This window comes from Brevibacillus sp. AF8 (assembly GCF_021270385.1).
Taxonomy (GTDB): domain Bacteria; phylum Bacillota; class Bacilli; order Brevibacillales; family Brevibacillaceae; genus Brevibacillus.
Window position 1 is genome coordinate 178,966 of record NZ_JAGQDN010000001.1, and the last position, 19,057, is coordinate 198,022.

Here is a 19,057-nt window from a genome sequence, read left to right on the forward strand (position 1 = left end):
GGAGGAGCGAAATGTTTGATCTTGGGATCCCGTTTACAAAAATGAATGGCTGTGGCAACGACTTTATTATAGTAGACAATCGCGATGGCCTGTTGAACGAGGTTGCGCTTTCAGCCTTTGTCCAACATGTATGCAGGCGAGGCACTTCAATCGGTGCGGATGGGTTCATGCTGCTGGAGAACTCCAACATCGCCGATTTTAAGATGAGGTATTTTAACGCAGATGGCAGTGAAGGAGAAATGTGCGGCAACGGTGCAAGGTGCATGTCGCGCTTTGCTTACCAAATCGGAGCAGCCAAGACGAAGATGAGTTTCGAAACGATGGCCGGCATCTATCAGGCAGAGCTCAATCAAAACGGCGTGAAGGTCAAGCTCCCCGACGTTCAATTGCAAGCGCTGAAGCTGAATCAACCATATGAGTGGGACGGACCGAATAGCGTCTACCACTACGGTGTTGTCGGCGTTCCCCATACGGTCTGGTTTGTCGAAAATGTTTTCGCGATAACGGACGACCAGCTCAGAGAATGGGGCCGAATGGTCAGAAATGATGAGAAGCAGTTTCCCAATGGTACGAATGTAAATTTTGTGGAACCGATTGATAGGCAAACGCTTCGCATCAGAACCTATGAGCGCGGAGTAGAGGCAGAGACCTACGCGTGCGGTTCCGGATCGACTGCTGCAGCAATCATTGCAGGTGTTTTAGGACATGTAGACACCTCTGTAAACCTGCTTACTCGAGGGGGACCACTTAGAATTTCTTACCATCTCACAGATTATGCTGCCGAATCCGTTTACTTGGAAGGCAACTCAAAGCTGGTAGCAGAAGGACATTTATTGCCCGATGCATGGACATGAGAACGCGTGGTAAGGGAGAATGTATAACCGGGGCAACCGCGTTTTCCCCACATGCATGGTCCATCTATCGCCAATGAAGTGAGCTTTTTTGTATGACGAATAAGACACAAGGTGACATGTTTAATGGTCTAAAATGGGTGGTAGATCAACGAAAGGAGTAACCACTCATGAAACGAAGAATCATAGTAGATTTAGCTGTTACTTTAGATGGGTTTATTGAAGGGAAAAATGGAGAAGTTGATTGGTGCATAATGGACTCTGAGATGGGGTTTGTGGATTTCTTACATGAAATAGACACGATTCTATACGGAAGAAAAAGTTATGATTTATGGGGGCAATTTACGCCGGAAAATGAACATACAGATACTGAAAAAGAGATTTGGTCATTGGTTCATAGTAAAGAAAAATATGTGTTTTCCAAGACACAAAAAGGGACGGATAATAAAGCAATATTCATCAATGATAATATTCTTGAAGAAGTAAACCTACTAAAGAATAAGCCTGGGAAAGATATCTGGCTATATGGTGGAGCTAGTCTTATGACAACTTTTATCAATTTAGAACTTGTAGATGAATTTCGTTTATCTGTTCACCCTGTTATTTTAGGTGAAGGAAAACCGTTGTTTATGGATATAAAACAGAGGTTGAATCTAACGTTGGTGAAAACACGAACGTTCTCCTCTGGCGTTGTGCAACTCATTTATCATTGGAATGGGAAGTAATACTGGATAGAAATTTCAATCAAACCAGCGGTGAGTCTAAGACTATATTTTCAGGTCTTGGTTCGCCGTTGGTTTATTTTTCAGAGTTAGTGCCAAAACGAATTTCGATGAGGCTGGGAGCATTTAGTTAACTGTCTAGAAACGTAATGGAAGGGCATTTGAAAGCATCAGGCTATTGATTGAAGAATCGATGGGGATCGTGGTAGAATTTGTCACGAGATTGCTTCATTCTAAAATAGGTTTGACTAATTGTACTGGAGCTGAGATAAGACCATGAAAACGGAGATCATGAATAGATTCATCTCTTACGCACAAGTTGATACACAATCCGATGAGAACAGCGAAACGTGCCCCTCAACACCAGGGCAGCTCGTGCTGGCCCAAATGCTTGTTGACGAACTACAAGCCATAGGTATGCAGGAAGTTACGATGGATTCGAACGGTTATGTAATGGCAACCCTACCGTCCAATACAGATAAAAAAATACCCACAATCGGTTTTCTTGCTCATATGGATACGGCCACCGATTTTACCGGCGCTGACGTGAAGCCGCAAGTCATTGAAAATTACAACGGCCAAGACATTGTCTTGAATGAAGCACTGAATATTGTCCTTTCGCCGCGCGAGTTTCCAGAGCTGGCTGGTTACAAAGGCCACACCTTAATCACGACAGACGGCACCACATTGCTTGGCGCTGATGATAAAGCCGGTATTGCCGAAATCATGACCGCCATGGCTTATCTGATTCGCCATCCAGAACTGAAACACGGGAAAGTAAGAGTGGCCTTTACCCCGGATGAAGAAATCGGAAGAGGCCCAGATAAATTTGATGTTTCCGCCTTCGACGCAGTATATGCCTATACGATGGATGGCGGCCCTCTTGGCGGAATCGAATACGAGAGTTTTAATGCGGCATCAGCGACCATTATTTGTAAAGGGAAGAACGTTCACCCCGGCTCGGCCAAAGGGAAAATGGTTAACGCCGCTAAAATAGCCATGGAGCTGCATGGAAAGCTGCCGGCTGACGAAGCTCCTGAGGAGACGGAGGGCTACGAAGGCTTCTATCATCTGTCTTCCATTCAAGGTGACGTCGAGCAAACGCAGCTTCGCTATTTAATCCGGGACCACGATCGCAATCGGTTTCAGGAGAGGAAGTCCGAACTGGCTCGTATCGTAGAAGAATTACAGAAAAAATACGGAGAAAATCGAATTGAACTCGAAATCAAAGATGAATACTTCAACATGCGGGAAAAGATTGAGCCTGTAATGGAAGTAGTGGACATTGCCACGCAAGCACTAGAAAACCTCGGAATTGTGCCGAGTATCCAGCCGATTCGCGGTGGTACGGATGGCTCCCAGCTATCTTACATGGGGTTGCCAACACCGAATATTTTCACAGGCGGGGAAAACTACCACGGGCGGTTCGAATATGTTTCCGTTGACAACATGATGCACGCTGTGAACACCATCATCGAAATCGTGAAGCTGCATGAGCAAAGAGTTCTTAAGACCCATGCCTGAAGACGGGTACCCCAACGTTGGATTTCATGACCAAATAAAGGGTCTTTATCTGACCGTTTTGCATTCAGCTGTTACATTAGCTCTCATCAAGTTGAAGCAAAGCGGGAAATGGGCGGATGTCTAGTAGAGACGATTCGCCCTTTACCATATCGCTGGTAAGTCCGCTCTGCCTGCACGTGCGTACGGTGGCATGAATCGTCACCTATTGACGCAGAACAAGTTTCAGAGATATTATAGATATAATAACTCCATAATAGTCATTGTAAGTAACCAGAGCGTGTTTTGTAGCTACGTTGCTTTTTTACACTCATTAAAGACATAAAGGGAGGCCGGTAAGTATGGGGAATATTTGGAATGAGCGTTATAAGACAGACGAATATTACTACGGGGAAGAACCAAACATATTTATTCAACAACAAGCTTTCCGCTTAGAACAATCTCAAAAAGTTATTGCGTTTGCAGAGGGTGAAGGCCGGAATGCAGTTTTTTTAGCAAAAAAAAATCTTGAAGTGACAGCCATTGACTATTCGGAAAGCGGATTGCAAAAAACAAGAAAACTGGCTCACAAACATCGCGTTCACGTGCATACCCAAAAAATTGACCTGTTGGAGGAAGATGTCCCGCGAGAGGAATATGACGCTGCCATTATGGTATATGGACATTTCCAAAAAGACGCTCAAACCACGGTTCTTAATAAAATGAAAAAGGCGTTAAGGCCTAAAGGAATTCTCATGCTTGAGGTATTTTCCGAGGAACAAGTAAAGTATGGTACAGGCGGCCCTTCAGAACGTGAAATGCTATATGAACCAAAAGATATTCTTGCTTGGTGCGAAGGGCATGAGGTGCTCCATTTCTTCTATGGTGAACAAGAGCGTATCGCAGGAAAGGCACACACTGGATTAGCCCATGTCATTCAGCTTGTATTAAGAAAATGATAGAGAATCATCGTAAGCGAAGTTGAACCGTTTTCGCACTAAAAGCCCACTCATTCCGTAAGGGAGAAAAGTGGGCTTTTTCTGATAACAAACCATAATCACATGGAAAAGAGGCTAACGAGCTGGTGACAAGATCATAATCTACAAGGTCCATGCATACGTTAGAATCAGCATAATATCGAAAATGAAAGAGTTCATATATTTTATCGTATTCATGAGATGCCAATCGCAACTGTCCATAAATCCTTACGATGAAAAAAGCAAAAAGATGTTGATTTCCCCTGTTAACTGCTATATAAATTAATTAGAAGTATTATTATTTAATACTTAATTTAAATGACGGGAGAGGGACAAATGGACTCTATGGCAACTGCTAACACTGGAAAGTGCCCGTTTTCGCACGGTAGCACTACGAATCACAACCCTAGTGCTACATCGAACAAACACTGGTGGCCCAACCAGTTGAACTTGAACATCCTGCATCAGCATGACAGAAAATCTAACCCGATGAGCGAAGACTTCAATTATGCAGAAGAGTTCAAAAAGTTGGACTACCAGGCCCTCAAGCAGGATCTTTATGATCTAATGACAAACAGCCAAGATTGGTGGCCTGCCGACTACGGACATTATGGGCCATTATTTATCCGTATGGCTTGGCACTCCGCTGGTACATATCGTACAGGAGACGGCCGTGGCGGTGCTGGAACCGGCACACAGCGTTTCGCTCCCCTTAACAGCTGGCCAGACAATGCCAACCTTGACAAAGCTCGTCGACTTCTATGGCCGATCAAGCAAAAATATGGCAACAAGATCTCTTGGGCAGACTTGTATATTCTAGCAGGTAATGCTGCTATTGAATCCATGGGCGGGAAGACAATCGGTTTTGGAGGCGGACGCGCGGATGTTTGGCATCCAGAAGAAGATATTTACTGGGGTGCTGAAAAGGAATGGCTAGGTGATAAGCGTTACACCGGCGATCGTGATCTCGAGAATCCGCTCGCTGCTGTTCAAATGGGTCTGATTTATGTGAACCCCGAAGGTCCGAACGGGAATCCAGATCCGCTTGCTAGTGCTCGTGACATTCGCGAAACCTTCAAACGCATGGGAATGAACGATGAAGAAACCGTTGCACTTGTAGCAGGCGGTCATACATTTGGGAAGGCTCACGGCGCAGGAGATGCTGCTCTTGTAGGCCCAGAGCCGGAAGCTGCTCCTTTGGAAGCAATGGGCTTAGGATGGCAGAGCACACACGGTTCCGGTAAAGGTCGCGACGCCATCAGCAGCGGTATTGAAGGTGCATGGACTGCGAATCCGACACAATGGGATAATGGATTCTTTGAACTCTTGTTCGGATATGAATGGGAGCTGACCAAGAGCCCAGCAGGTGCACACCAATGGGTTGCTGTAAATCCTGCTGATGAGCATCTTGCACCGGATGCAGAAGATGCGTCCGTTCGTGTTCCAACGATGATGACCACTGCGGATATGGCCTTGCGTATGGACCCAGTATACGAAAAGATTTCACGTCGTTACTATGAGAATCCAGAAGAGTTTGCAGATGCATTTGCAACTGCATGGTTCAAACTCACACACCGCGACATGGGACCTCGCTCAAGATATTTAGGTCCAGAAGTTCCAGAAGAAGATTTTATCTGGCAAGATCCTATACCCGCTGCTGAATATGAATTAACAGATGCCGATGTAGCAGAACTGAAAACACGGATTTTAGACTCTGGCCTTACCGTCAGCGAGCTGGTAACAACGGCTTGGGCTTCCGCATGTACCTTCCGTGGCTCGGATATGCGTGGCGGCGCGAATGGAGCGCGCATCCGTCTTGCTCCCCAGAAGGAGTGGGAAGTCAATGAGCCGAAAAAACTTGAAAAGGTGCTTACGATCCTGGGAGTCATTCAAGAGGACTTTGGTAAAAAAGTCAGTATGGCCGATTTGATCGTACTGGGCGGTAGCGCCGCAGTAGAAAAAGCTGCACAGGATGCTGGCTTTGATGTAACGGTTCCTTTTGCCCCAGGACGTGGCGATGCTACCCAAGAGCAGACAGATGAAGAAAGCTTTGCTGTGCTCGAGCCAATTGCTGATGGTTTCAGGAACTACCAGAAGAAGCAATATCGTGTCAGTCCTGCGGAACTCCTGATAGACAAGGCACAGCTACTAAACCTGACTGCTCCTGAAATGACGGCACTTGTTGGCGGTATGCGTGTTATTGGTACAAACCACGGGGGCACACAACACGGTGTATTTACGGATCGGGTAGGTACACTCACGAACGACTTCTTTGTTAACTTGCTAGATATGGGCGTACAGTGGAAGCCAGTAGACGGTGGCGTATTTGAAGGACGTGATCGCAAAACCGGTGAACTCTTGGGTACAGCGACTGCTGTTGACCTCGTGTTCGGTTCAAACTCTGTTCTGCGTGCCATTGCAGAAGTCTATGCCCAAGACGATAACAAAGAAAAGTTTGTCCGAGACTTCATTGCTGCATGGGTGAAGGTAATGAATGCAGATCGTTTCGATCTTAAATAAGCATAATCTGAAAATATAAAGCAAAGAACAGTATTTGTTGTTGGATACTGTTCTTTGCTTTTCTTTCTATAGTAGTATTAGTAATTGAATGGTAGGAATGCAATACCCCCCTCTTGGAAACCATCTGAAGCAAGCCTCCAGGTGGTTTTCAATCTTCCCTGTAACAACGAACGAAATGGTTTTTATAGAATTTACAACTTGGAGACAACTGAAAGATACTTTTAACATATGAGCGCTATATTCTATTACCTGTAACAAGGGTTTCGTGCCCAAACCAAAAATAAAACATTGCAGGAGGCATTACCATGAACAAAAAAAATATTCTCGTTTTGTCAATGGCACTAACAATTGTAGGCGGTGCTACAGCAGCGGTATTTGCAAGCGATAACGCGATTCAATCTACGAAAAACAAAGTCGTAACGTTAGCAAGCAAAGAAGGAAATGGCACAACTCAAACCACTACGAATGATGTAGTCAAAGTAACAAACGGAAAGATTAGTGATGAAGAAGCGGTAAAAATGGCAACGAAAGCTCTAAAAGACTACATGGAGCTTGACGCGAAATCTTTTGGTGAGGCGCATGTAAATCGAACGAACAACCAAGAAGACTTTAAGTTCTTTATGGATTTATATTCAAAAGAAGATGCAGCTGTATTAAAAGAAAACGCCAAAAAAGAAACGGCAGATGTTATCGTGGTACAGTTTGCTCGTGCTGAAGACTTAAACCAGCCAATGCCATCTTCTAATCGCATTGTCATAAATGAAAAAACAGGTGAAATTGTTTCTTTAACTGCTTTCACTAATGAAGATCGAAGCTCAGAGACAACAATCGATGATGCGAAAGTTAAAACTGCGGTTATCAGCTTTTTTGGTAAACAACAGAAAAACGTTAAGGAAAATACGATGAAGGTTAGTAAGACCGCTAGCTCCGGAACCGTACGTGTTCTTTGTAACCTGGAAGATGGAAGAGATGTAGAGATGACAATTAGTCTGAAGAATTATTCCGTATCTAGTTATGAGATTAATTATGACAGACTACTCCCTCTACCTTCCGAAGAAAAAGACCACAGTGAGAATTTCAGAGGACTGAAAGTGAATTAAAAATTGGCGGATTGATTAGATGGAGTAAGTGCCCGAAATGGTACTTACTCCATCTAACCGTTACAAAAGGAACGAGGTAAAAACTGTATGATAAAAATTTTAGTGGTTGAAGATGATATCGCCGTAGCAAATTTAATAAAATTGAATTTAAATACGGCAAATTATGAGAGTTCCATCGTTTTTGATGGAGAGGAAGCCCTAAATGTGATTGAAAGAGATCGTTTTGATCTCATACTTTTGGATGTCATGCTTCCGAAAGTTGATGGATTTACTTTATTTGAAAAAATTAAACCTTTAGGGATACCTGTCATTTTTTTAACTGCGAAAAGTTCTGTCACAGATAAGGTGTATGGATTAAAAGCAGGAGTCGATGACTATATTACGAAACCCTTTGAAGGAATTGAATTACTCGCCAGGATTGAAAATGTATTAAGGCATTACAATAAAAAAAGCAACATCATAAATTTTAAAGACACAGAAGTATACTTGGAAGAAATGAAGGTGAAAAAGAACGGTGAATTGATAGAGCTTACCTTGAAGGAGTTCGAATTATTGGTGTTTTTAGTGCAAAATAAAAACATCGTGTTAACGAGGGAAAAAATCATAGAAAAAATTTGGGGATATGACTACGTTGGCGAGACTCGGACGATTGACAACCATATACAAAAGCTAAGAAGAAAGCTGGGATGGAAAGAGGAAATTAAAACAGTATTTAAACTGGGATATAGGCTGGAGGAATAAATGAAATTTTGGCAGCGGATATTTTTATGTACATTAATCATATTCGAAATCTTTTTTGTACCAGCATCCATTTACCTTATTAATAGCAGCTTTGAACTCAATCTCAATATGGAGATCCGTTCCGGGATAAGTGAACAAGATCGATTTGCTAACTCTTTAGAATCAAATCTATATCTACTTAAAGTTCAAAAGTCTTCAACCCCAGTTGCAGAAGGAGTTGGCAAAGCAAACATAGATTCCATGATTCGTACGTACTTGGACAACCTCGGAGAACAGGATGTGTATTTGGATGTAATAGATGAGAAAAACGAAGTCATTTTTAGCCATTTTAAAAATAACAAGATAACTCTTACGAATCGAGAAGAATTAAACATCCCATCCGATAAAGTAAATTACATCATACGGGATCTAGGGGAAAAGACGTACTTATTTATAGCGAAGAATATGTATTTGGAAAATAATCACTATAAGCTTTCTTACGTGAAAGATATTTCGAGTGTTTATGAAAATAGACAAGACCTATTAAGCCTTTTAATCAAGTTAAATGCTCTTATTTCAGTAATTTTGGTCATCGTTACCATCATCATGAGCATGTATATCGTAAAACCGATTAATAAACTAATCCAGTCAACAAGAATAATTGCAGGCGGGAATTTCAGCGAAAGAGTCATGGTCAAATCGAAGGATGAAATCGGACTGTTAGCGGAAAATTTCAATATGATGGCCGTTGATGTAGAAGATAAAGTAAACCAGCTTAAAAGATCTTCAGAAGACAAGCAAAGGTTTATCGATAACCTGGTACATGAACTTCGGACTCCTTTAACTTCGATCATAGGCTATGCGGATTATTTGCGGACAAATAAATATGATGAAGAGACTTATATCAACTCATTAAGCTTTATCTATGAAGAAGGAAAGCGGCTAGAGAAATTGACATTTAAGCTTATGGAGCTCATTGTTTTGCGAAAAGAAGACTATGAGTTAAAAAAGGGAAATCTTGACGAGCTTTTTGTGGAAATCAAACATTCCTTTATACCAAAGCTGAACATAAAGAATATCGATCTGGAAATATCGACGGAGAATCTGAGTGTTTTCATGGATAAGGATTTGATGAAAATTTTACTTGCAAACCTGATAGACAATGCCATTAAAGCATCGAAGAACAACGATAAAATACTGCTACGCTCATACAGAGATACGGAGTCAAAAATTATTCTTGAAGTGAAAGATACAGGGATTGGTATTCCTGATGACGACATAAACAAAGTCTTTGAGCCATTCTTTATGTCCGACAAATCGAGATCGAGAGCGAATGGAGGAGGCCTCGGGCTCGGGCTTTCTTTATGTAAGGAGATAGCTAACATTCATGACGCTGAAATAAGAATAGAAAGTAAGCTCGGTGAAGGTACTATTATCCAATTGGTTTTTCATTGTTAACAACCGGGAGCAAGAGGAAATTCTTGAGACGATTTCTTTGTGACGAGAGACAAGCCATGTTCATTGGATTTTTTTCAATGAGACATGGTTTTTTCTGTTTAAAAAACGTTAAGAGTAAAAAAATAAAAAAACTCTATGAATTTTTAAAAAATACCCTTTACTGGTAATAATTACTATTTTATTATTGTAAGCGTAACCAAGCACTTACAAACGCGCGTGAAGTTCTGGGTACGAATATTAAAATTTGAGGAGGAACAAAAAATGCAAAACGATCTGTTTGATTTGGATGTTCAAGTAAAAGAGGTAAATCAAGTACAATCGGATTCAGTAGTGAGCGACATCATCTGCACTACATTCTGCTCAGTTACTTGGTGCCAAAGCAACTGCTGCTAATTTAGTTTGACGCTGGAGGAGCATCGCGATAAGCGATGTTCTTCCTTTATAGTCTCACTTCATGCATAGGAAAGAGGGGTATGAATGGCCAAGCAGATGTTAGAGAGGGAGCTGACTACTCGCTACCCTGAGAACAAGAAGGAGGGTAACCTATATGCCTCAGCTGACTTTTTTATGCTACGGGTACCACTGTATCCAATAGAAACCTTCTATGAATCAAATAAAACCAGTGATTATCTAGCTGCTATAAAGGAATATGCGAAGGACGAAAAGGTACGAGAAGCTATTCTCATCTCTAGTCCATCGCTTTACGAAGCATTGCCGAATCTAGAAGGCGATCCTACTTCTCGAAAGACCAAGCAGGCACTATCTAGTTTTGTTCGTTTTTTGTTAAGGATGAGTACCCGTGCCACTCCATATGGCTTATTCGCTGGTGTTGCTCTGGGCTCATTCACTGACAAGACAAACGTCTCTTTGAAAGACTCACACCTTCACCAAAAACGTACACGTCCAGACATGGAATGGTTGCTTGCAATCATTCAGAGAATAGAGCAACGACTAGATGTAGTTAAACAGTTAAAAGTACAACGAAATCACGCTTCCGTACAGGTCGGCGGGCGAATGGAACTTACGTTTGCCACTGAATACGGGCAAATGAAATGGTTAGATGGTAAACAAAAAGAGAGGATTTCTATCCGTGCTACAGAAGTGGTGCACACCGTGTTTGATCTGGCAAAAAAGCCGATCCTATTTGAACAATTAATTGCAAGGTTGATGGAAAAGTACCCTGAGGCGGGGGAACAGAAAGTAACCGGACTACTATGGCAATTATTTTCTCAAGAATTTTTGATTAGCGAATTACGTCCACCACTCACGGTAGCAACTCCATTTGCTTATGTGATGGAGCGCCTTGCATTACTTGATGGTGTACAGGATATATATTCAGAATTAGCTGCGATTCAAGCAAGAATGAAACAGTACGATGGACTTCCGATTGGAACAGGGATACAAGGCTTTCAAGAATTAATTACGCGGATGAAGGTTCTTGAAGCAAGCATTATGCCCGTACAAGTAGACCTCCATGTAGGTAATCACAGCGTATCTTTACACAAGGGTATAGGTGAAGAAGTAGCAAAAGCGGTGGAATGTCTGTGGCGACTATCCTTACCACAGCGAGGAGCAGCCCATCTAAGAAGTTACCATAAGGACTTTTTGGAGAAATACGGAACGTCAAGAGAAGTCCCCGTTTTGGAGCTTCTTAGTGATGAGGTTGGTTTAGGGGCTCCAGCAGGATATATGTTTCCACAAAGCAGTCGAAGAGAGCCAGTGTCGCCTCTGAAGTATTCTGAGAAGCGTGAAGCTAGTTTGATGAGAAAAGTAGTTCATGCAATTGCAACAAAAACAAGAGAAATAGAAATTACTAATGATCTTCTCGACCAGCTAGATACAGAGCCAGTAGATACGAAATACGCACCGGATTCCTTGGAAATGTACGTGGAGGTAATCGGACCCTCACAGGATGCAATCGATCAAGGAGACTATCTACTAGAGGTAGCACCCATGCCTGGTTCAGCTAAGGTGGGTCAATCGTTTGGGAGATTCTTCGATATACTCGGACCAGAAGCGATAGAGAAACATGAACAGGTCCATAATCAAATACAGGAACAACATGAAGATGTGATCTTTGTTGATGCCAATTATCTTTCAGCCGTTGGTCGTCATGCCAATATCGTACTCCACCCATCCGTTAGCAAATATGAACTGGCCATTGGTACGAATTGCTCAGAGAAGACTCTACATTCCCTTCAACTTGAGGATATTGTGGTAGGTGCCACTATAGAGCATTTCTATCTGAGATCCCGTACACATGGAAAGAAACTAATTTTTTCATCGGATAATATGCTTAATTTCAAGAATGCTCCAAATATTTATCGTTTCTTGCGTGAAGTTTCTATGGAAAATGTACGTCTTTGGAGTCCATTCTCTTGGGGGAATATGGATGCCTCGCCGTATCTTCCACGTGTTCGATATGGAAAAACCATCTTATCACCTGCTATTTGGAAGGTGACACCAGATTCTCTGGGACTGAAGGGAGATCCGAAAGAAGACAAAATCTGGAATGAAGCTTTTGCTACATGGAGAATCGCGTGGGATCTACCACGATATGCGTACATGGCATTCGGTGACAACCGTATTTTGTTAGATTTGGATAATCCTTATCATGTAGAAGAGTTGCGTACAGAATTGTTTAAGACAAGCAGCATTCAACTCCGTGAAAAAATCGGGGGTACAGAAGAGTATTGGGTCACTGGACCAAAGGGGCATTTTTCGATGGAATGTGTGGTTCCATTACTGAGAAGACCACATATTGAGAAGAAAAAAAATACCCCCTCCTATCAAAATGAAAATGTTCTATCTAAGGAGCAATACACAAAACTTCCTGGAAGTGATTGGCTGTTTTTAAAACTGTATGGGGGCCACCAGAGACAGGATGAATTTATCGTTGATCAGATACGTGTGTTTGCCGATTCCATGGTTAAAAAAGGAGCGGCAGACGAATGGTTTTTCATGCGATACATAGACCCGGGCCATCATATTCGCCTCCGTTTTCACGGCAAGCCCGAAAAGCTTATGCAGGAGATTTTTCCAGAACTTTACCCTTGGATTCAAGAGTGTCAACGAGAAGGATTCATTCAAAGAATGGTCATTGATACATATGATCGCGAAGTAGAAAGATACGGTGGACCATCGATCATGGCTGATGCGGAGCGAGTATTTGCTAAAGATAGCCAGACGACTGCGAATCTTTTGAGATTATTGCGGTTCCGTCAAACGAATCTACCTGACTATGTTTTGGCTACGATTAGTATTATTGACATAATGACTAGATTCGGACTGGGTTTCGAACAGCAACTGGCATGGATGGAAATGCGTGTAAAAAAGGATGCCCATAGAGAAGAATTCCGAAAATGGCGCAAACCATTGCTTTCTCTCGCTGATCCGCGGAACGATTGGCAAGGATTGCGTAGTCATCCAAGTGGGGAAGCCATTTGTGAAGCAATGGCCTTGAGAGCGGATGTAATGGAGGATTTTGGAAGGCTTGTAGCTGAGGGTGAACAAAACCATTCTCTTTGGAGTTCCCCATCGATGATCATGGGCAGCTTGATCCATTTACATTGCAATCGCTTATTTGGAGTAAGGCGAGAAATGGAAGATAAAGCGATGGCCTTTGTACGCCATACTTTACACAGCCAGCTTCACTGGAGGGAGAATGTTGGTGACTCCGTTTAAGCACAACAGCAATCGATTAGAAACGATTCGAAATGTATTTGTTTCCTTCTCTCATTGGCCGAGTGTTTTTCGTTTACTGTATCAAACAAATCCTCGTTACTTTGCGATTGTTATGATATTGACGATTCTAAGTAGCTTGATTCCTGTAGGTGTGATTATTGCCACGCAATCATTAATTAATGCGGCAGTCGCCATTTCTGCAGGTGGCGGGATCGTTCCGCTTATTATCGCGTTTGGGCTGTTCGCGTTTCTCGCCGTGATCCGCGATATTCTCAAACATGTTGACCTGGTCTATAAAACGTTGTATCAAGAACTGTTATCCAATCATGTAAACCTATTGATCATGAATAAAGCTACGCGACTTCCTTATTCAAGTTTTGAGGATGCCGGAATCTATGACCAGCTTCAACGAGCAAAGCAAGATTCCACGTTTCGCCCCTATCAGTTATTTCAACAGGTGATAAGTATTATTAGTAATGTGATTGTATTACTGTCTGTATCCGCTATGCTGATCGCTTGGAAGTGGTGGCTAGCAGTATTTTTGCTCTTGCTACCTATTTGTTCTACTTTCTCATTTATTCGATTAGGACAAGAGGAATTCATGATTGACCACAACCGAGCTTCTGATCGTCGTAAGCAATATTATCTGATGAATTTATTGACCAGCGATTCATCAGTAAAAGAACTAAAAATCTTTCAACTTGGCCCATTTCTGGTCGAGAGATATCGCAAATATTACGAGCGATTTTTTAATCAAGACAAGGCAATGGTGATAAAAAGGACAAAGGTGGCGCTTGGGTTTCAAGCTCTGTCACTTCTTGCTGTAGTATCGATGCAGTCGTATGTCGTATGGGAAACGATGTTAGGTACGATTGCAGTAGGCAGCTTGATAGCGTTTATCCAAGCGATATCTTACACCCAAACAACCTCCACAGATCTTATGCAAACGATCTTTAACATGTATCAAAACAATCTGTACATTAGTCAGTTATTTACATTTCTAGCAGTGCCAGATGAAAACAGATTAGCAATTTCAGAAAGTGATCCATGTGAGAAAAACGCGTCTGGTTTAGAGTTTCGCAATGTCTCGTTTAAATATCAAGGTGTCGAGTCCTATGCATTACGGAATGTAAGCTTCGTCATTCGTCCAGGAGAAACGCTAGCATTAGTAGGAGAGAACGGTTCAGGAAAATCGACCATCGTAAAATTAATTACGCAATTGTATCAACCGACAGAAGGCGAAATCTTGTATGATGGTAAGCCAATTTACCACTATGAGGAGAATGAATGGCGCCAAAAAATTAGCGCCTTGTTTCAGGATTTTATTAAATATGAGATGGCAGTCAATGAAAACATTGGCTTTGGTAACTATCTAAAAGCTGATGATGAAGCAGCAATAATCGATGCAAGCAAACAGGCCGGAGCAGATGAAATGATTAAACGTCTTCCGCAGCAGTTTCATACTCAGCTTGGAAAATGGTTTGCGGATGGGTATCAGATTTCAGGGGGACAGTGGCAGCGTATTGCCATCTCTCGTGCTTACATGCGCGATGCGGATTTATACATTCTTGACGAGCCGACAGCAGCACTAGACCCTCAAGCAGAGCAAGAAGTATTCACTCGGTTCCGTGAAATGCCCCAAAATAAAATGGGATTATTTATTTCCCATCGATTCTCAACTGTTCGATATGCCAACCAGATTCTTGTCCTAAAACAAGGAGAGATCATTGAAGCGGGTACGCATAAGGATCTACTAGCAGAAAACGGCGTTTATGCATCTCTTTTTCACATGCAGGCTTCTTTTTATCTGGAAGAAACGGATGAATCGACAAGACAGATGGTTGGACAAATGTAAAAGAGAGAGGAAAAGTATGGAGACAAATAAAGCAGTGGTAACGACTAATCAAGCATGGAAAGGGATGAAAAATGAAGAGTTAAGAACAAAGGCTTTATCTACTGCGCTCAAGGTAGCCGAGTGTTTGAGAGATCCCATTCAAGTAGAAAAAGTCGTAATGAATAAAGATAACATCAGTGTCGTAGGGCCGATTCATCAACATCCTTGGGGGGCTGCTACTCTTTCTCACGGATATCCCGGTACGATACTCTTTTTTGCCGAGCTGGATCGACATTTCCCTGATCAAGGTTGGAATATAGTTGCTCATGAACATCTTCTTGCTCTTCAAGAAAAAATTAAGGCCGTTGGAATTTCAAGCGAATCCATGTTTGGTGGAGTAGCAGGTATTTGCTTTGCTACGCTGGTAGCTTCACGCAATCGGGAGCATTATCAGCGTTTTCTTGGACAGCTGGATCAATTGCTCGCTAAACGAACTGCGGTCATACTTGAAGATGAGTATGTCCTTAATAAAAAAAGAGGGGGAAGTAATCCTCATATCTATGATGCTATTAAAGGTGTAGCAGGCATTGGACGGTACTTACTGGCAAGTAAGCAAATCGATGTTCTTCATGCCGCCTTACAGGATGTTTTGCAATATCTCGTATATATAAGTCAGCCAAGAGATTATGAAGATGGTAGAAAAATACCAGGGTGGTACTTGACCCAAGAGATGCAGTATTTAGACATTGATAAAGAGTTGTATCCGAAAGGAAATTTTAACGTAGGACTTGCTCATGGGATTCCCGGACCATTAGCCTTATTATCACTTGCTTTGAAAGAAGGAGTAGAAGTAACTGGTCAGAGAGAGGCAATACGTAGCATAGCTGAATGGTTGGTGCGCTGGAAGGAAAAGGACGCTAATGGGATTATGTGGAGAGGTAGAGTGAAATTAGAGGAAGAGCTAGGGGAAGAAGTGCTTTCTCCGCAGTCGTTTCGACGTGATGCATGGTGCTATGGGACACCAGGGGTAGCTCGTTCGCTCTATCTAGCGGGTGAAGCTTTGCAAGATTCATCTTATTGTCATCTGGCTATTCAAGCTTATGATGATGTTTTCAAGCGATCAGAAAGCGATTGGAATCTGTACGCAGATACGTTTTGTCATGGAAAAGCGGGGCTTATGCAAATGACGCTTAGAATGGCAACAACTACAGATGACGAGCGTTATCAACCACATATCGCGTATTTAGCTAAGTGCCTAATAGATAATTTTAATCCGTTACTCCCTTTTGGTTATCAAGATATAGAACCAAATGGTGACGGAAAAGTAGGGCTCAATAAGGCAGGCGCACTTGAAGGTGCAGCCGGTATTGGTCTTGCTCTTCTTTCTGCAAGCAGTAATCAAGAGCCACAATGGGATCAGCCATTCCTGTTGGCCTAGAAGAGGAGAAATCAAAGGATGACACACGATCCATTTCTGAAGGAGAAGAAACTTTTGCTCGGAATATCAGGCTCGATTGCCGTTATAGGAGTGTCTCCTTATCTTAGTATGTTTCGAGCCCTTTTCAAAGAGGTAAAAGTCGTGATGACTGAACAGGCGGCAACACTCATCCCGCCGTCTACGATTTTATTTTACTGTGACGAGATATTTATAGATGAAGAGCCTAGTCTTGAGAAGAAAATGAACCACGTTGAGTTAGCACGGTGGGCAGATCTGTTCGTTGTTTTGCCAGCGACGGCGAATGTAATTGGACAAGCTGCAAACGGACTTGCCCCTAACTTGCTAACCTCCACTATTCTAGCGCATCCAAAACCCGTTATGTTCTTTCCAAATATGAATCGATTAATGTGGACAAAAAATGTGGTTCAGCGAAATGTAAACCAGCTCCGAGAGGATGGTCACATTGTTGTGAATCCAGTAGAAGCTATGGCTTATGAAGTAGCATCTGGCACCACGCAGCCTAACTTCGTCTTGCCACAAGGACCATCGGTGATGCAGGAAATGAGAAATGTATTACTTCAACGAGAAGAAAGCACAACTACATCTGTATAAGAGAAAAGACTGCTTCGGCTTCTTTTGCCAGTGAAGCGGTCTTTTTTGATTTATCCTGCGGGAGGAGACTGATGCTTGGCTCCATTCTTACTAAATGGTAAGAAAGAAGGTCAAAATCGTTAGACTAGAGTCATTCAATTACAGGAAAGTCTCGTCTATAATCCAGACATAAATAGTTTATAAGGGAGCAATTAAGATGAAAAAAGTAATAGGTTTCTTGTTGGCTATTGTCATTTTTGCAGGGATTGGATTCGGAGTAAACCGATATGTAGAAGGTCCATCACAACCGGTCGATGGCGTTCTCGTAATCGGCACAGAAAAAGATGCGAATAAGGTCAAAGAGTTGTATAAAGATAACACCAAACAAGCGATGGACTACAAAATCAAATTGGTTACAACGAAAAAAATTACGAAATTGTCAGAGCAAGGTCAGAAAGAAACAGGTCAAGAATTTGATACTAGAGAGATCAAATATTCGGTTGTTACTCGAGCCACCGCTGAGCAATTCGTCAAGAAGGGGATTCTCAGAGCCAGACAAGAGCCAAACAGCACATCTATTATTTCAGACCCTGTTACTAGCATAAAACAATTATCGAATGGTCAAAATCTGCTTTACTCTTTTAGTGATGATGAAATGAAGAATGGCCAAATTGATTTGAACGGCAAGATGGTACCTGTAGCCCATGTGAACCATCAGATGTGGATCGGGTATATACCACAAGCGGATCTTGTTATCGTTGACGACCAGACTTACAACCAATTAACCGAAGCAGAGTCAACGCTCTCCTTGATCCAGTTTGAAAATCGCAGCTTCGATTATAAGAAAAAAGATCAGGTGAACCAAATCTTACAAGAAATCGGGAACGTATACGCAAATAGTGAAGACAAAGTAAACTTCGTAGACGTACAAGATTGAGTTTGGTTGATGAGAGGGTGACTGTATGGAAGTTGTACGAATGGAAAACGTAGTAAAAAGTTATGGGGAAGGAAATAGCAAGGTAGATGCGTTAAAGGGGATTCACCTTTCGATTCAGCAAGGAGAGTTTGTTTCCATCGTTGGTGTTTCCGGCTCTGGTAAAAGTACACTGCTGCATATTTTAGGCGGGTTGGATCGTCCAACTTCAGGACAAGTATTCATTGGGGATCATAATATTTATGATTATTCAGATGATGAGCTTTCGATATTCAGAAGAAGAAAAGTCGGGTTTATTTTTCAATTTTTTAATTTGATCCCGGTATTGAATGTCCAGGAAAATATCGCGTTGCCTATGTTATTGGATGAGGAACCGATAGATATGAAGTATCTGGATGAACTTATTGAAATCCTGGGTCTCCATGAACGGAAAGACCACTTGCCTTCCGAATTATCGGGAGGTCAACAGCAACGGGTCTCCATCGGCAGAGCCTTAATGAATCGGCCGCATTTGATTTTGGCGGATGAGCCCACTGGGAATCTGGATACACGAAATACGAAGGAAGTCATAGATTTATTACGATTGACTGCCAAAAAATACAATCAAACCATTGTCTTGATTACTCACGATCTCGCGATTGCTTCGGCTTCTGACCGGATCATCACGATAGAAGACGGTACGATCATTTCAGACCAACGGCTTGCTGCGAATTAGCTAAAAGACTGGA

General features: G+C 42.2%; 15 protein-coding genes. All 15 read left to right on the forward strand.

The genetic code is table 11. The features are described from left to right. Window positions 1-11 precede the first annotated feature (11 nt). The 15 genes from dapF (at window position 12) to KB186_RS00725 (ending at window position 19,044) form a co-directional block, all read left to right on the forward strand. The gene (gene dapF / locus KB186_RS00655; RefSeq protein ID WP_232772886.1) at window positions 12-854 is read left to right on the forward strand and encodes a diaminopimelate epimerase; all 843 of its coding nucleotides are present in this window, start codon (window positions 12-14) and stop codon (window positions 852-854) included. Between the two features lie 167 nt (window positions 855-1,021). Next, window positions 1,022-1,576, forward strand: coding sequence for a dihydrofolate reductase family protein (locus KB186_RS00660; RefSeq protein ID WP_221866923.1), 555 nt, complete (start codon window positions 1,022-1,024; stop codon window positions 1,574-1,576). A gap of 273 nt (window positions 1,577-1,849) precedes the next feature. Further along, window positions 1,850-3,097: a peptidase T gene (gene pepT, locus KB186_RS00665; RefSeq protein ID WP_232772887.1), complete on the forward strand. Its 1,248-nt coding sequence runs from the start codon at window positions 1,850-1,852 to the stop codon at window positions 3,095-3,097. Between the two features lie 338 nt (window positions 3,098-3,435). Next, window positions 3,436-4,032, forward strand: a complete 597-nt coding sequence (locus tag KB186_RS00670; protein ID WP_232772888.1) for a class I SAM-dependent methyltransferase — start codon at window positions 3,436-3,438, stop codon at window positions 4,030-4,032. Between the two features lie 354 nt (window positions 4,033-4,386). Next, window positions 4,387-6,570, forward strand: coding sequence for a catalase/peroxidase HPI (gene katG, locus KB186_RS00675; protein ID WP_232772889.1), 2,184 nt, complete (start codon window positions 4,387-4,389; stop codon window positions 6,568-6,570). A 305-nt stretch (window positions 6,571-6,875) separates the two neighbouring features. After that, a complete protein-coding gene (locus KB186_RS00680; protein WP_221866919.1) occupies window positions 6,876-7,670 on the forward strand; it encodes a hypothetical protein in 795 nt (264 codons plus the stop codon). An 87-nt stretch (window positions 7,671-7,757) separates the two neighbouring features. Then, on the forward strand, window positions 7,758-8,411 hold the full coding sequence (locus KB186_RS00685) for a response regulator transcription factor (RefSeq protein ID WP_173609176.1): 654 nt from the start codon (window positions 7,758-7,760) through the stop codon (window positions 8,409-8,411). Then, entirely contained in the window at window positions 8,412-9,848 is a 1,437-nt protein-coding gene (locus tag KB186_RS00690) for a sensor histidine kinase (protein ID WP_232772890.1), read from the forward strand. A gap of 261 nt (window positions 9,849-10,109) precedes the next feature. Beyond that, entirely contained in the window at window positions 10,110-10,241 is a 132-nt protein-coding gene (locus KB186_RS00695) for a gallidermin family lantibiotic (RefSeq protein WP_173609174.1), read from the forward strand. Window positions 10,242-10,325: 84 nt separating this feature from the next. Next, on the forward strand, window positions 10,326-13,532 hold the full coding sequence (locus KB186_RS00700) for a lantibiotic dehydratase (RefSeq protein WP_232772891.1): 3,207 nt from the start codon (window positions 10,326-10,328) through the stop codon (window positions 13,530-13,532). Continuing rightward, entirely contained in the window at window positions 13,513-15,387 is a 1,875-nt protein-coding gene (locus KB186_RS00705) for an ABC transporter ATP-binding protein (protein WP_217367012.1), read from the forward strand. Before KB186_RS00700 ends, KB186_RS00705 begins: the two co-directional genes overlap by 20 nt. A gap of 16 nt (window positions 15,388-15,403) precedes the next feature. Next, a complete protein-coding gene (locus KB186_RS00710; protein ID WP_232772892.1) occupies window positions 15,404-16,804 on the forward strand; it encodes a lanthionine synthetase C family protein in 1,401 nt (466 codons plus the stop codon). Between the two features lie 18 nt (window positions 16,805-16,822). Next, complete coding sequence (locus KB186_RS00715; protein ID WP_232772893.1) at window positions 16,823-17,416, forward strand: flavoprotein; 594 nt, start codon at window positions 16,823-16,825, stop codon at window positions 17,414-17,416. A gap of 196 nt (window positions 17,417-17,612) precedes the next feature. Then, on the forward strand, window positions 17,613-18,332 hold the full coding sequence (locus tag KB186_RS00720) for a lipoprotein BA_5634 family protein (RefSeq protein WP_232772894.1): 720 nt from the start codon (window positions 17,613-17,615) through the stop codon (window positions 18,330-18,332). Between the two features lie 25 nt (window positions 18,333-18,357). Further along, a complete protein-coding gene (locus tag KB186_RS00725; protein WP_221866914.1) occupies window positions 18,358-19,044 on the forward strand; it encodes an ABC transporter ATP-binding protein in 687 nt (228 codons plus the stop codon). Window positions 19,045-19,057 lie beyond the last annotated feature (13 nt).